Genomic DNA, 12,990 nt, shown 5'->3' on the forward strand with positions numbered 1-12,990 from the left:
CCCCATGAGCAACTGGATCGACCTCAAGCAAGACGCCGACACCGGCATCGAGTCGGTCCGCGCGCATTTCGTCGGGCATGCCTACGACCCGCACTGGCACGACAGCTTCCTGGTTGGCGTTACCGAGCAGGGTGTGCAGCAATTCGATTGCCGACGAGTACGCCATCGCAGCACGCCGGGGCACGTGTTCCTGCTGGAGCCCGGTGAAATCCATGACGGCCATGCGCCCACCGAGGACGGCTTCACCTATTCGACCCTGTACCTGGAACCCACCTGGGTGGACAGCCAACTGCGGGCACTGTTCGAACACGCGCCAAGCGACAGCCTGCCCAGCTTCGCCGATACCTTGTGCCACGATGAGCGCCTGGCGCGTGCCACTGCCCTCACCTTCCAGGCCGTGCATACCCAGGACTTGCGCATTGTCCGGCAGACGGCCATGGACGACCTGCTGGCCTGCCTGACCCGCCACCTGCACTGGCGCCGGCGCCTGAACCCGGACCCGCGCCTGCCGCTGACCGCGCAGCGCGCACGGGATTACCTGCACGCCAACCTGGAGCGCGACATCGGCCTGGAAGACCTGGCCCAGGCCTGTGGCATCGACCGCTTCCGCCTGACCCGTGCGTTCAAGGCCGCATTCGGCCTGGCGCCACATGCCTATCTGATCCAGCTGCGCCTGGCCCGGGCGCGGCGCCTGCTCGCCCGAGGCCAGACACCCACCGAAGTGGCCATGGCCCTGGGCTTTGCCGACCAGAGCCACCTGGGGCGCTGGTTCCGCCGTGCCTACCAGCTGACCCCGGCCGACTACCGCAGGCGCTGCTCAAACCTTCCAGACTGAAAGGCGGCAGGCAGCGAGCATGGTGCTTCGTTTATCCGGAGCCCTTGATCATGTCGCAGTCGTTGTTGCCCTTCATCCTGTTTGCCCTGGTGTCCAGCATCAGCCCGGGGCCGACCAACCTGTTGATACTCGCCCATGGCGCCCGCGTTGGCCTGCGCGCGAGCCTGGCGCCGATCGTGGCGGCCTGCGGTGCAGCAGCAGCGATCGTGCTGATGGTGGGCCTGGGGCTGGGTGAACTACTGCTGCGCCACCCGCTGACCCAGCAGTTGATGAGCTGGGCCGGGGTTTTGTGGTTGAGCTGGCTGGCGTGGAAGATGCTGCGCAGTGCTGCCGCCCCGCTGCAGGCGCCTACGGCGCAAGGCTTCAGTGCACTCAGTGCAGCCTCGTTGCAGGTGGTGAACCCCAAGGTGTGGTTGATGGCCGTGGCGGTGGTCGGGGTGTTTGCCGCGCCGTCGTTGCCGGTATGGCAGCTGGCGCTGGTGTTCTTGCTGATTGCCCTGCCCTGCATGGCGGCGTGGGCGCTGCTGGGGGTGGGCAGCGCGCGATGGTTACAGGCACCGCGGCGGTTGCGGGTGTTCAACCAGGTGTTGGCGGGGGTGTTGTTGATTTCTGCGTGGGCTGCCGTACTGGCTTGAGCCTGCAACAGGTGTTCCTACAGGCCTGCAGAGGACCTGTAGGAGCGGCCTTGTGTCGCGATGGGGCGCGCAGCGGCCCCCGGCGATATCCGCTGTAACGCTGAAATCCGGGGCCGCTGCGCGCCCCATCGCGACACAAGGCCGCTCCTACAAAGAACGCGCCAGCCCCAGATCAGTGCGTCAGCGCCTCGCGGAACCGCCGGGTGCTGGCCACCGCCAGCAGCAACCCGGCCACCGCCACGCTACCGCCCACCAGGCCGATATCCGCCACGTCCAGCTGGCTGCTGACGATACTGCCCAGCAACGCACCACCGCCAATACCGATGTTGTAGATACCCGAGAACAGCGCCATGGCCACATCGGTGGCATCGGACGCCAGCTTCAAGGTTTTGGACTGCAGCGATAGGCTGAAACTGAGGATCGCCACACCCCAGAACATGCTCAACACGGCAAACATGTAGAAGTTGCCCGACAGCGGCAACAGCAGCAAAAGGCACGCCGCCAGCAGGCCGATCGACCCTACCAGGAAGCCATGCGGGAAGCGGTCGCTGTAACGGCTGAACAGCAATGAGCCGAACACCCCGGCACCGCCGAACAGCAGCAGCAACAACGTGGTGCGCTCACCGCCTATCTGCGCCACGTGCAGGGCGAACGGCTCGATGTAGCTGTAGGCAGTGAACTGCGCGGTAATCACCAGCGTCACCAGCACATAGGTGATCACCAGCGCCGGGCGCTTGAACAGGATCGGCAGGCTGCGCAGCGAGCCCGAGTTCTGGCTGGGCAGCAGCGGCAGCGACTTCATCAGGCACAGCATGGTCGCCAGCGCCACCCCGGCAATGCTCAGGAAGGTGATGCGCCAGCCCAGCGCTTCGCCCACCACGCGGCCCAGCGGGATGCCCAGGACCATGGCCAGGGTGGTGCCAGTGGCCAAAAGGCCCAACGCCTTGGCCTGCTGCCCTGGCGGCGCCACGCGCACCGCCAGGGACGCCGTGATGGCCCAGAACACCGCATGCGCCAGGGCAATACCGATGCGGCTGACCAGCAACATGGCAAAGCTCTGTGACAGCCACGACAGCAGGTGGCTGACGATGAACACCAGGAACACTAACAGCAACAGGCGCCGCCGCTCGATGTTGCGGGTCAGCAGCATCATCGGCAGCGAGGCCAGCGCCACCACCCAGGCGTAGATGGTCAGCATCAGGCCGACCTGCGCGGTGCTCATGTCGAAGCTGCGGCCAATGTCGCTGAGCAGCGCCACCGGGACGAACTCGGTGGTGTTGAAGATGAAGGCCGCCAGGGCCAGGGCAATGACGCTCAGCCAGCTGCCGCTACCCGCCGTGGGTGGCATGTTGGTGGGTGTGGGTCCGTTCATGGGTGCAAACCGCTTCTCCGCAGGCAAGGCAACAGGACGCACGCCAGCCACCCGCTTGCCGGGGTGTGGACGCACGCTTTGTTATTGGAAGGAATGCCCGGCATGGTACGCGTCAAGCCGGGGGCTCACAACCGCGAGGCGGGCAGAAGGAGTAACATGCGCGCTTTGTGCGAACGCGTATGCAACAAGGAGCCCGATCCGCTCATGGACCAGCAGCACTCCCAGCAGCAGTGGCAGCAGGCGGTCACCGCCTATGCCCAGGCCGTCAACGACTATGTCGCGCAGGGCCGCGCGCAAGGCTGGGATGACCTCGAAGAGCCCCTGCCGCAAGCCACCGAGCATTTGCTCGATGCCTGGCTGCAAGCCCTGCAAGCCGCCAACCGGCCTGGCGTCGAAGCCTTCGAACAGCAAGCCTTCCGCGAAGCCTGGCCGCCCGCCCATCACCCATTGCTGCCGCTGATCAAGGAGCACGGGCAAGGCATCGGCAACGTCCTGCTGCTGGAGGATGGCTGCCTGCTGGCACGCATCGGCATGCCGCATGACAAAGGACAGGTAGTGCGCATCGACGCTGTCGGGGTGACCCCGGTGATCGGCGTCGATCACTTCGGCCGTTGCCCGGCCCGCCGCTATTTCGCCCTGGCCAATGCCGAGGGCATACGCGTGACCGATGGCTGGGGCGGCCCGCAGGTGCTGCGCCTGGCCTGGCCCACGGGGCTGGAGGGGTTGCCGCCGGGTTACCCGTTCGAGCCGTTCGACCTACCGCCCACGCCGACCGCGCTGATCCCCTTCCCGGATGGTCAGCGGGTGCTGCTGGTGAGTGCCGAGGGTATCTTCCTGCTGACGCGCCACGGTGCGACCCGCCTGCTGCCGCACCAGGCGCGGGTGCTCGACGAGCTGGACGAAGGCACCGACCCCGACGACATCAGCCTCGGGCTGAGCATGGAGCACGGTGCGGTGTCGGCGGATGGCCGGTTGATCGTGGTCGGCGAGCAAGGCAGCCGTCACCTGGTGCTGGACGACCAGCTCAGGCCCGTGGCGGCAATCGGCCCGGCCAGCGAGTATCCGCACTTTGCGCTGTTCAATCGCGCGGGTGACCAGTTGATAGTCAATGCCTGCCATTTCTACAGCGGTGCCACGCTGGCTGTCAGGGTGGCCGACTTGCCGGGGCTGGATACCGACTACTACAGCCAGGACCCGCGTACCCCGCTGGTACAGGATGGCGCACGGGTGTATGCCGGCGTGGCGCGCGACGGGGAGTACATCGTGGGGGATGCCTATGGTTACCTGCGGGCATTTGGCGAAGACGGCATGGAGCATTGGCAGCATTACCTGGGGTCGACCATCAGTGCGCTGGATATCAGTGCGGACGGGCGTACGCTGGTAGCGGCGAGCCATGCCGGGTTCGTTTCGGTGATTGCCCTGGACAACGGGCGGCCGGCCTGGCAGATCGGTACCGGGGCGCATGGCGAGGTACGGCGGTGGTTGTTCTGGAAAGGCTGGGACAGGGCATTGGCCTGGTAACAGATCCAGCATTTTCATTGCCTGTACTGGCCTATTCGCGGGCTCGCCCGCTCCCACAGGTAAATCACAGCTTACGAAGTCTGTGCAGTACCTGTGGGAGCGGGTTCACCCGCGAATAGGCCGGGGCAGGCAACCATCAGCCCTGCAAAGTAGCCATATCGATCACGAACCGGTACTTCACGTCCCCGGCAATCATCCGCTCATACGCCTGGTTGATGTTGCGGATATCCAGCAACTCGATATCACAACGAATCGCGTGCTCGGCACAGAAGTCCAGCACTTCCTGGGTCTCGGCAATACCACCGATCAACGACCCCGCCAGCACCCGGCGCTTCATTACCAGATTGGCCGCATGCACCGCCGGGTCGATCGGCTCGATCAGGCCAACCAGAATGTGCACGCCATCGAATTTCAGGGTTTCCAGGTACGGGTTGAGGTCGTGCTGCACCGGGATGGTGTCGAGCAGGAAGTCGAAACGGCCCGCCGCGGCGTGCATCTGCTCGGCATCGGTGGACACGATCACATGGTCGGCACCCTGGCGACGGGCTTCCTCGGCCTTGGCCTGGGAACGGGTGAACAGGGTCACTTCGGCGCCCAAGGCCTTGGCCAGCTTGATAGCCATGTGGCCCAGGCCGCCCATGCCGAGGATGCCGATCTTGTGACCGGGGCCGACACCGTGGTGCTTGAGCGGCGAATAGGTGGTGATGCCAGCGCAGAGGATTGGCGCGGCACTTGGCAGGTCCATGCCGGCCGGGATGCGCACCACGAAGTGCTCGCTGACCACGATGCTGCTGGAGTAACCGCCCATGGTGTTGCTACCGTCGACCCGGTCCGGGGTGGCGTAGGTCATGGTCGGGCCTTCCAGGCAATATTGCTCCAGGTCCTTGGCACAGGCTTCGCAGTGGCGGCACGAGTCGACCATGCAGCCAACGCCGACCAGGTCGCCGACCTTGTGCGCGGTCACTTTGTCGCCCACCGCGGTGACGCGGCCGATGATCTCGTGGCCCGGCATCAGCGGGTACACGGCAATGCCCCATTCGTTGCGCGCCTGGTGAATGTCGGAGTGGCACACGCCGCAGTACAGGATATCGATGGCGACGTCGTCAGGGCGCGGGCTGCGACGCTCGAAGGTCATGGGAGCCAGAGGGCTGGTGGGGGTCTGGGCGGCGTAACCGATGGCGGTGTACATGCAGGGCCTCGCTATGAAGTGAAACGATTCAGGCGGCGCATTCTGCGCGCCATGCGCCGCCTCGCCCACGGCTGATTCTCCGGCATCGATGCCTGATTCTCCGAAGATGCCATGCAGCACCTGGCGCCGAGCGTTCATTCTGCGATGATCAGACTGTCTGATCCTCTGCCCAGGTCCATCATGCAACTGACCCGCCACGTCGACGCCAATGCGCCGCTTTGCACACTGATCCGCAGTCTCGCCACGCGCCCGGGTTTCGTGCCCACGCACCTGCCCCAGGTGCAGGTGCTGAGCTGGGACCACTATGTGGCCAGCAGCCCGCAGATCTACGAACCCAGCCTGATGATCCTGGCCCAGGGCAGCAAGCTGGCGCGCCTGGGGCCGCGTACCCTGGAGTACGGCGCCGGGCATTACCTGGTGCAGGCACTGTCGGTGCCGTTCATGTGCGAAACCTTCGCCACCCCCGAAGCACCGTTGCTGGGCGTGGCGGTGGACATCGACCGCGGCGTCCTGGGTGAACTGGTGCAAAGCATGGCCCTGGCGCCGGATGCCGCTGTGCAGGCGCAAACCCCGCAGTCGATGACCTCGGCGGCACTCGATGCGCCGATGCGCGAATGCGTGGAACGGCTGCTGCGCTGCCTGCAGGACCCAGTGGACGCCAAGGTGCTGGGGCCGGCGCGGGTACGCGAGGTGCTGTACACCGCCTTGCGCGGCCCACAGGCGGGCGTATTGCGGGCGCTGGTGGAGCAACAAGGGCACTTCGCCCGCATCGGCGCCGCCCTTGCCCACCTGCGCGAACACTACACCGAGCCGCTGAGCGTGGAAGCGTTGGCCGCGCGCGCCAACATGAGCGTTTCGACCTTCCACGAGCACTTCAAGCGCTGCACCGACATGGCACCAATGCAGTACCTCAAGCGCCTGCGGCTGCTGAAGGCGCAGCAGATGCTGATCGGCGAAGGCCTGGGGGTGGCGCAGACCGCGCACCGGGTGGGGTACCAGAGCACCTCGCAGTTCAGCCGCGAGTACAAGCGCCAGTTCGACCGCAGCCCGGGGGATGAATTGCCGTACCAGAGCCTGCCAGTGTAATCGCCTGCCCTGGCCCCATCGCCGGCAAGCCGGCTCCCACAGGGACTGCACATGGCTTGAAACCGATGCGGTTGATGTGGGAGCCGGCTTGCCGGCGATGGGCTGCAGAGCAGCCCCGGCACTCTCAAGGCTTCATTGCCGCTCGACCATCGCCACTATTGCTGCCCGCAATTCGGCCTTGGCCTGCCCCACCTCCAGCTCCCCTGCGGCAGCCGCCTGCGACAAGGCATCCGCCGCCCCCACCAGCAGGCGCATGCCCGCCACCCCAATGTTGCCTCTGGGCGAAAACCCGGCCAGCGCCTCACGGCATTTGTCCAGAAACGGCTGCTCATAGGCCCGCTTCAGCGCTTCCATTTCCGGCGAGCCGGCCAATGCCGCCGACACTCCGAGTATCTCCAGCCCCTGGCTCATCACACAGTCCACATACGCCTCGGCAATCACCCCGGCGCGACTGGCCAGGCTAGCGTCACAACACGCCAGCGCCTGCTCCAGCATCCGCGACTGCCGTGCATCGTATTGCTGGTACAGCGCCACCAACAGCCCGGTGCGGGTCTCGAAATGGTCATAGACCACCGGCTTGGTCACCCCCGCCTGCTCGGCCAAACGCCCCAGGCTCAAGGCATCGGTGCCCTCCTCCCGTACCAGCTGCCAGGCCACATCGAGCAACTGTCGACGGCGCTCTTCGCGGCTCAGGCGCTTGCGCGAGCGGCCTTGATCATCGCTTGACATCGTTTACCTACCAAAAGTAACTTACTAAACGTAACTTACCTTGAGTATATAGCGCTCCGGGTAACCCTGCATCCCCATCTTGGAGAGCCCACCATGCATGCCCTGATCGTCGTCGGTCATCACGACCCGCAATCCCTCACCCATGCCCTGGCCCGACAGATCGCCGCCGGCCTGGCCAACGCCGGCCACGACAGCGAAATCGCCGACCTGGCCAGTGAAGGTTTCGACCCGCGTTTCGGCCTGGCCGACCATGCGGTGCACCGCAGGCTGGCAGCCCCGCCGGCGGATGTACTCAGGGAGCAGGCGCGTATCGAACGCGCCGATGCGTTGGTGCTGGTCTACCCCATCTATTGGTGGTCGCTGCCGGCCTTGCTCAAAGGCTGGGTCGAGCGGGTGTTCAGCAATGGCTGGGCCTTCGATTATGAAGGGGGCATCACCGTCAAGAAGCTGCGAGGCATGAAGGTGCACCTGGTCGGCGTCGCCGGTGCCGACAGCGGCACTTTCGAGCGTCACGGCTATGGCAAGGCGATGCATGTGCAGATCGAGCACGGCATTTTCGACTACTGCGGCGCCGAAGTACTCAGCTCCACCCTGCTGGACGACAGCGAGGGCGCAGCCCCGGCAGCGCATCTGCACACTGCACGCACGCTGGGCGAGCAGATGTTCGCAGGCTGCGAGGCCATGGCCTGAATCAGCTTGAAAGCGGCCATTGCGCCAATGGCCAGTAAGCGCCCTTGCGCGACTCGTACAGTGTGAAATGGCGGGCGGCGAGGTAGAAATCCGGCGCGCTGCTGGCTTCTGGCGGCTGGCCGCGGTAATCCCTGGCCAGCGTCAGGTGCGGGCGATACTCGCGGTCGGCCGCTTCCACCCCCAACGGCAGCAGCGCCTGCTGCAAGCTGTACACCAGTTGCAGCAGGGCCGGTGGGGTCTGTTGCGCCTCCAGCACCAGGGCGCTGGCCCGCTGCCACACCTGCAAGCGGTCCAGTATCAGTCGTGGTGCCGTGGCCGGTACTGCCAGCTGGTCGACCGCCGCGCAAATCGCAGGCACATGGGCGGTATCCACATCGCCGAGAAACAGCAGTGTCACATGGAAGTTGGCGGCCGGCACTGGCTTGCCGCTGCGCAGGCTCAGGCCACGTCGCCACTGGGCCAGGGCGCGGCGCTGGGCATCGCTCACCGGCAAGGCGAAGAACAGGCGCTTGAATGGTTTTTCGATTCGTCCGCTGACCGGTGTCATCGTGCCGCTCCTCGAGATGCAAAGCACGTACTGATGCGTTGGGAAACCCGCAGGTCTGTCAGTTTCGCGGGCAGAGACCCAAACCATACGCTGAGGCCTCAATTCAATCACATAGATACGGTCATGAAACAGCACCAGCAAACACGGAATACCCAGCCTGCCATGCAAGCGCAACTGAAGTGGGGCCAGCGTGAATACGCGTTCAAGGCTAATGAAGTAGATACGAATATCAGTTCTGGCAACTGCTCGTTCTTTGCCCCTCATTACAAGGATAATTCAGAGAACGTTCATAGCTTCATAATCATGAATATCCCGGAAAGCCGCCTGGTAACAGGCGAATCCCACAAGATCGGTCCAGGCGAGAAAGCCGAGATCAACGCCTATTTCGGCTCGAGTTCGATTGGCCGCTCAGGCTGGGCGACCGAAGGGGAAATCCGAATTGTCCAGATGGATCAGACTACCAAGGCGCTAGTGGCAACGTTCCACTTCACCATCGTAGACACCATGGGCCAGGTCGATATCGTGGATGGCTCGCTGTCCTTGTCGCTGGCCGACCATGCGACGCAATACATCTCCGGCACCGGCTGGGTCAAGGCCAACCTCGACCCCGCTATATTCCCCTTGCTAGGCAACCTTGACGCTCAAACCATCAAATCCAAGGAGTTGGAGGACGGGCGCATCCGACTCACCGCAAAACAGCAAATGGACAACGCGACCCAAGGCATCATGATGCTGTTCAATCAGCAACATGCACGCCTGCTCTTCTTGATTGGCGGTTTGTACTATCCCCTGACCGGGGGCCGCCTGCAGCATGAGTGGAACGTGGAGAACAGGACCCTGACCGCCACATTCACTGATTATGTCATCAGCTACGATGGCAAGGACCATCGCATCACCGATGGCAGCATCGAGGTTACTCTGGCCTGATGCATCGCCATGCAGACCTTGGTACAGCGGTGACGCTTGTACCAAGGTCTGCCATCGCTGCGTAACATTCTCCTACAAAGCATCGGCTCGATTGTTTATGCTGGCGGGCTTAGCCATCACGCATGGCCATTACTTGACGTATCCGCCCATGAAAATCGCCTTAGTCCTCATCTTCGTCCTCTCGATCGCCTATGTTCACCTGCGCGGTCGCGTTCGCCACAAGCTGACCCGTCAGCTGGGCGACCACTCCAGTTTCCTGGCCCCGGTCAACAGCTTCCTGTACCTGTTTTCCAGGCACCCGGCCAAGCCTTACCTGCCAGTAGAGGCCTTTCCTGAACTGCAGACGCTGCAGGACCACTGGCAGGAGATCCGCGAGGAAGCCCAACAACTGCTGCATGTGGGCGAAATCAAGAAGTCCGACAATTACGATGATGTCGGTTTCAACTCATTCTTCAAGACCGGCTGGAAGCGCTTCTACCTGAAGTGGTACGGCGAAAGCCACCCGTCGGCGATGACCCTGTGCCCACGCACCACCGAGTTGCTCAAAGGTATCGGCACGGTCAAGGCCGCCATGTTCGCCACCCTGCCGCCGGGCGCCAAGCTGGTGCGCCACCGTGACCCGTATGCCGGTTCGTACCGCTACCACCTGGGCCTGGACACGCCGAACGACGACGGTTGCTACATCGACGTGGACGGTGAGAAGTATTCCTGGCGCGATGGCGAGGGCGTGGTCTTCGACGAGACCTACATCCACTACGCGGCCAATACCACCGAGCACAACCGCATCATCCTGTTCTGCGACGTGGAACGCCCGCTCAAGTACCGCTGGGCGACCGCGTTCAACCGCTGGTTCAGCCGCAACGTCATGGCCGCTGCCGCCGCACCCAATGATGCCGGCGACAAGACCGGTGGCATCAACCGGCTGTTCACCCGCATCTACAAGATCCGCGAACGTGGCAAGGCAATGAAGAAGCGCAACCGCACGCGCTACTACCTGGAGAAGTGGGCATTCGTCGCGGCGTTGGTGCTGGTGTTCATCTACATCTGATCGGTGTGGTTGCGCGCAGCCAAAAGGCCTGCGCGCAACCAACCAAAGTACAAGCCTCACACTTTCCACTCTTCGACTAGCCTGAAAGCTCCACTCGCAACCTCCCCAAGGTGAAGACGATGAGCATGATGGACTGGGACGCCTACCGTAAGCAGTTGATGGCCGGCATCGGCGATCTCAAGCAGCTTTCCCCTGACACCGTGGCCGGCTACATGACTGCCAGCGGCGCAGGGGCCAAGACCAACCACCTGGACGCCAAGACCCGCGAGCTGATCTCCCTCGCCGTGGCCGTGACCACACGCTGCGATGGATGCATCGCGGTGCATTCGCAGCAGGCCGTCAAGCACGGCGCCAGCCGCGAGGAAATCGCCGAGGCCCTTGGCGTGGCCGTGGCGATGAACGCCGGTGCCGCGCTGGTCTACTCGGCACGTGCCATGGATGCGGTGGGCAAGGCCAACGGCTGAGCGCAATTGGCGTCGCCGCCCTTGCGCGACGGCGCCGCGCCACCCAGACTTGGCGGCCCAGCCCTTGCAGGAACCCGCATGATCCACATCCGCCCCATGACACCGGAAGACTTCGAACACTTCTGGTCCACCTTCCAGGCCGTCGTACAGGCCCGTGAAACCTACGCATTCGACCCGGCCCTCAGCTTCGATCAGGCCCGCCAGCTGTGGCTGGAACTGCCCGTGCGCACATTCGTGGCCGAGGAAGACGGCGCGATGCTGGGTTCGTATTACCTCAAGGCCAATGCCGCCGGGCCTGGTGGGCACGTGGGCAATTGCGGCTACATGGTCTGTGAAGCGGCACGCGGCCGCGGCGTCGCGCGCTTGATGTGCGAGCACTCACAGAAACAGGCGCGCCAGGAAGGTTTTCTGGCCCTGCAGTTCAACTCGGTGGTGGCCACCAATGAGGTGGCAGTGGCGCTGTGGCACAAGTTGGGCTTCGAAACCGTTGGCCGCCTGCCCAAGGCCTACCGCCATGCCCGCCTGGGGCTGGTGGACTGCCTGGTGATGTACAAGTGGCTGGCGGACGAGCCGGTAGTGGAAAAGCCGCCGCTGCTGATCGGGCGCAAGAACATCGAGGCGCGGGTGTCGCGGCGGCGCGGGCGCTGACTTCTTCAGGCCGCCCTGCTCGACGAAGGTCTATGGTAAAGTCGCGCCCTTTTTGAACATGCTGGGATATCGCTGCACATGACCCCCGTCCTCCGCTTCCTCAACCGCACCAGCCTGGTGACGCAGATCGTCATCGGCCTGATCGCCGGCATCGCCCTGGCCCTGCTCGCGCCCGCCATCGCCCGCGACATGGCCTTCCTCGGGAAGGTGTTCGTCAGCGCCCTCAAGGCGGTGGCACCCGTGCTGGTGTTCATCCTGGTCATGGCCTCGATCGCCAACCACCGCCACGGCCAGGAAACCCACATCCGCCCGATCCTCTGGCTGTACCTGCTGGGTACCTTCGGCGCCGCGGTAGTCGCGGTGGTCGCCAGCATGCTGTTCCCGTCGAACCTGGTGCTGAGCACCGGCGACGCTACGCTGAGCGCGCCGGGCGGCATCACCGAGGTGCTGCAGAACCTGCTGCTGAGCGCGGTGGACAACCCGATCAACGCCCTGCTCAACGCCAACTTCATCGGTGTGCTGACCTGGGCCATCGGCCTGGGCGTGGCCCTGCGCCATGCCGGCGAAACCACCCGCACCGTGGTCGAGGACTTGTCCAATGGCGTGACCCTGATCGTGCGCGTGGTCATCCGCTTCGCCCCGCTGGGCATCTTCGGCCTGGTCAGCGCCACCCTGGCCCAGTCGGGCCTGAACGCCCTGCTCGGCTACCTGCACCTGCTGGCGGTGCTGATCGGCTGCATGCTGTTCGTGGCGCTGGTGATGAACCCGCTGATCGTGTATTGGAAAATCCGCCGCAACCCCTACCCGCTGACCCTGCTGTGCCTGCGCGAAAGCGGTATCACCGCGTTCTTCACCCGTAGCTCGGCGGCCAACATCCCGGTCAACCTGGCCCTGTCGGAGCGCCTTGGCCTGCATGAAGACACCTACTCGGTATCGATCCCGCTGGGTGCGACCATCAACATGGCCGGTGCCGCCATCACCATTACCGTGCTGACGCTCGCGGCTGTACATACCCTGGGTATTCCGGTGGACCTGCCGACCGCCGTGCTGCTCAGCGTGGTGGCGGCGGTCTGTGCCTGCGGCGCCTCGGGTGTGGCCGGTGGCTCGCTGCTGCTGATTCCGCTGGCGTGCAGCCTGTTTGGCATCCCTAGCGAAATTGCCATGCAGGTGGTGGCGGTTGGCTTCATCATCGGCGTGCTACAGGATTCGGCCGAGACGGCGCTGAATTCTTCGACCGATGTGCTGTTTACCGCGGCGGCGTGCCAGGCTGAAGAGCGTAAAGCCTGAGTTTGCCGGGGC

At 64.3% G+C, this 12,990-nt stretch carries 14 protein-coding genes; 10 read left to right on the forward strand and 4 right to left on the reverse strand.

Annotated elements, in window-relative coordinates:
- Window positions 1–4: 4 nt before the first annotated feature.
- Both CAG00_RS20250 and CAG00_RS20255 read left to right on the forward strand, forming a co-directional pair.
- Entirely contained in the window at window positions 5–835 is an 831-nt protein-coding gene (locus CAG00_RS20250) for an AraC family transcriptional regulator (RefSeq protein WP_085665189.1), read from the forward strand.
- A gap of 50 nt (window positions 836–885) precedes the next feature.
- The gene (locus CAG00_RS20255) at window positions 886–1,470 is read left to right on the forward strand and encodes a LysE family translocator (RefSeq protein ID WP_085665190.1); all 585 of its coding nucleotides are present in this window, start codon (window positions 886–888) and stop codon (window positions 1,468–1,470) included.
- 172 nt (window positions 1,471–1,642) lie between these two features.
- Here CAG00_RS20255 and CAG00_RS20260 read toward each other — a convergent pair whose 3' ends face one another.
- Window positions 1,643–2,842: a sugar transporter gene (locus CAG00_RS20260; RefSeq protein WP_085665191.1), complete on the reverse strand. Its 1,200-nt coding sequence runs from the start codon at window positions 2,840–2,842 to the stop codon at window positions 1,643–1,645.
- A gap of 204 nt (window positions 2,843–3,046) precedes the next feature.
- Here CAG00_RS20260 and CAG00_RS20265 point away from each other — a divergent pair, with 204 nt between their 5' ends.
- Window positions 3,047–4,363, forward strand: coding sequence for a hypothetical protein (locus CAG00_RS20265; RefSeq protein WP_085665192.1), 1,317 nt, complete (start codon window positions 3,047–3,049; stop codon window positions 4,361–4,363).
- 136 nt (window positions 4,364–4,499) lie between these two features.
- Here the strand turns inward: CAG00_RS20265 and calA are convergent, their stop codons facing one another.
- The gene (calA, locus tag CAG00_RS20270) at window positions 4,500–5,552 is read right to left on the reverse strand and encodes a vanillin reductase (RefSeq protein ID WP_085615128.1); all 1,053 of its coding nucleotides are present in this window, start codon (window positions 5,550–5,552) and stop codon (window positions 4,500–4,502) included.
- Between the two features lie 180 nt (window positions 5,553–5,732).
- Between calA and CAG00_RS20275 the strand changes: the two genes are divergently transcribed.
- A complete protein-coding gene (locus tag CAG00_RS20275; protein ID WP_054572090.1) occupies window positions 5,733–6,638 on the forward strand; it encodes an AraC family transcriptional regulator in 906 nt (301 codons plus the stop codon).
- 132 nt (window positions 6,639–6,770) lie between these two features.
- Here CAG00_RS20275 and CAG00_RS20280 read toward each other — a convergent pair whose 3' ends face one another.
- On the reverse strand, window positions 6,771–7,367 hold the full coding sequence (locus CAG00_RS20280; RefSeq protein WP_085665193.1) for a TetR/AcrR family transcriptional regulator: 597 nt from the start codon (window positions 7,365–7,367) through the stop codon (window positions 6,771–6,773).
- A 93-nt stretch (window positions 7,368–7,460) separates the two neighbouring features.
- Between CAG00_RS20280 and CAG00_RS20285 the strand changes: the two genes are divergently transcribed.
- Window positions 7,461–8,057, forward strand: a complete 597-nt coding sequence (locus CAG00_RS20285; protein WP_085665194.1) for an NAD(P)H-dependent oxidoreductase — start codon at window positions 7,461–7,463, stop codon at window positions 8,055–8,057.
- Between the two features lies 1 nt (window position 8,058).
- Here CAG00_RS20285 and thpR read toward each other — a convergent pair whose 3' ends face one another.
- Complete coding sequence (gene thpR / locus CAG00_RS20290) at window positions 8,059–8,604, reverse strand: RNA 2',3'-cyclic phosphodiesterase (RefSeq protein WP_085665195.1); 546 nt, start codon at window positions 8,602–8,604, stop codon at window positions 8,059–8,061.
- 123 nt (window positions 8,605–8,727) lie between these two features.
- Between thpR and CAG00_RS20295 the strand changes: the two genes are divergently transcribed.
- The 5 genes from CAG00_RS20295 to sstT all read left to right on the forward strand — a co-directional run bounded on the left by CAG00_RS20295 (window position 8,728) and on the right by sstT (window position 12,978).
- Entirely contained in the window at window positions 8,728–9,531 is an 804-nt protein-coding gene (locus CAG00_RS20295) for a hypothetical protein (protein WP_085665196.1), read from the forward strand.
- 148 nt (window positions 9,532–9,679) lie between these two features.
- Window positions 9,680–10,579: a lipid A hydroxylase LpxO gene (gene lpxO / locus CAG00_RS20300; RefSeq protein WP_013973173.1), complete on the forward strand. Its 900-nt coding sequence runs from the start codon at window positions 9,680–9,682 to the stop codon at window positions 10,577–10,579.
- 119 nt (window positions 10,580–10,698) lie between these two features.
- The gene (locus CAG00_RS20305; RefSeq protein WP_013973174.1) at window positions 10,699–11,043 is read left to right on the forward strand and encodes a carboxymuconolactone decarboxylase family protein; all 345 of its coding nucleotides are present in this window, start codon (window positions 10,699–10,701) and stop codon (window positions 11,041–11,043) included.
- A gap of 78 nt (window positions 11,044–11,121) precedes the next feature.
- Entirely contained in the window at window positions 11,122–11,691 is a 570-nt protein-coding gene (locus CAG00_RS20310; protein ID WP_085665197.1) for a GNAT family N-acetyltransferase, read from the forward strand.
- Window positions 11,692–11,769: 78 nt separating this feature from the next.
- Window positions 11,770–12,978: a serine/threonine transporter SstT gene (sstT, locus tag CAG00_RS20315; RefSeq protein ID WP_075045610.1), complete on the forward strand. Its 1,209-nt coding sequence runs from the start codon at window positions 11,770–11,772 to the stop codon at window positions 12,976–12,978.
- Window positions 12,979–12,990: the final 12 nt, after the last annotated feature.

This window comes from Pseudomonas sp. B5(2017) (assembly GCF_002112825.1).
In the GTDB taxonomy this organism is placed as follows: Bacteria; Pseudomonadota; Gammaproteobacteria; order Pseudomonadales; family Pseudomonadaceae; genus Aquipseudomonas; species Aquipseudomonas putida_Z.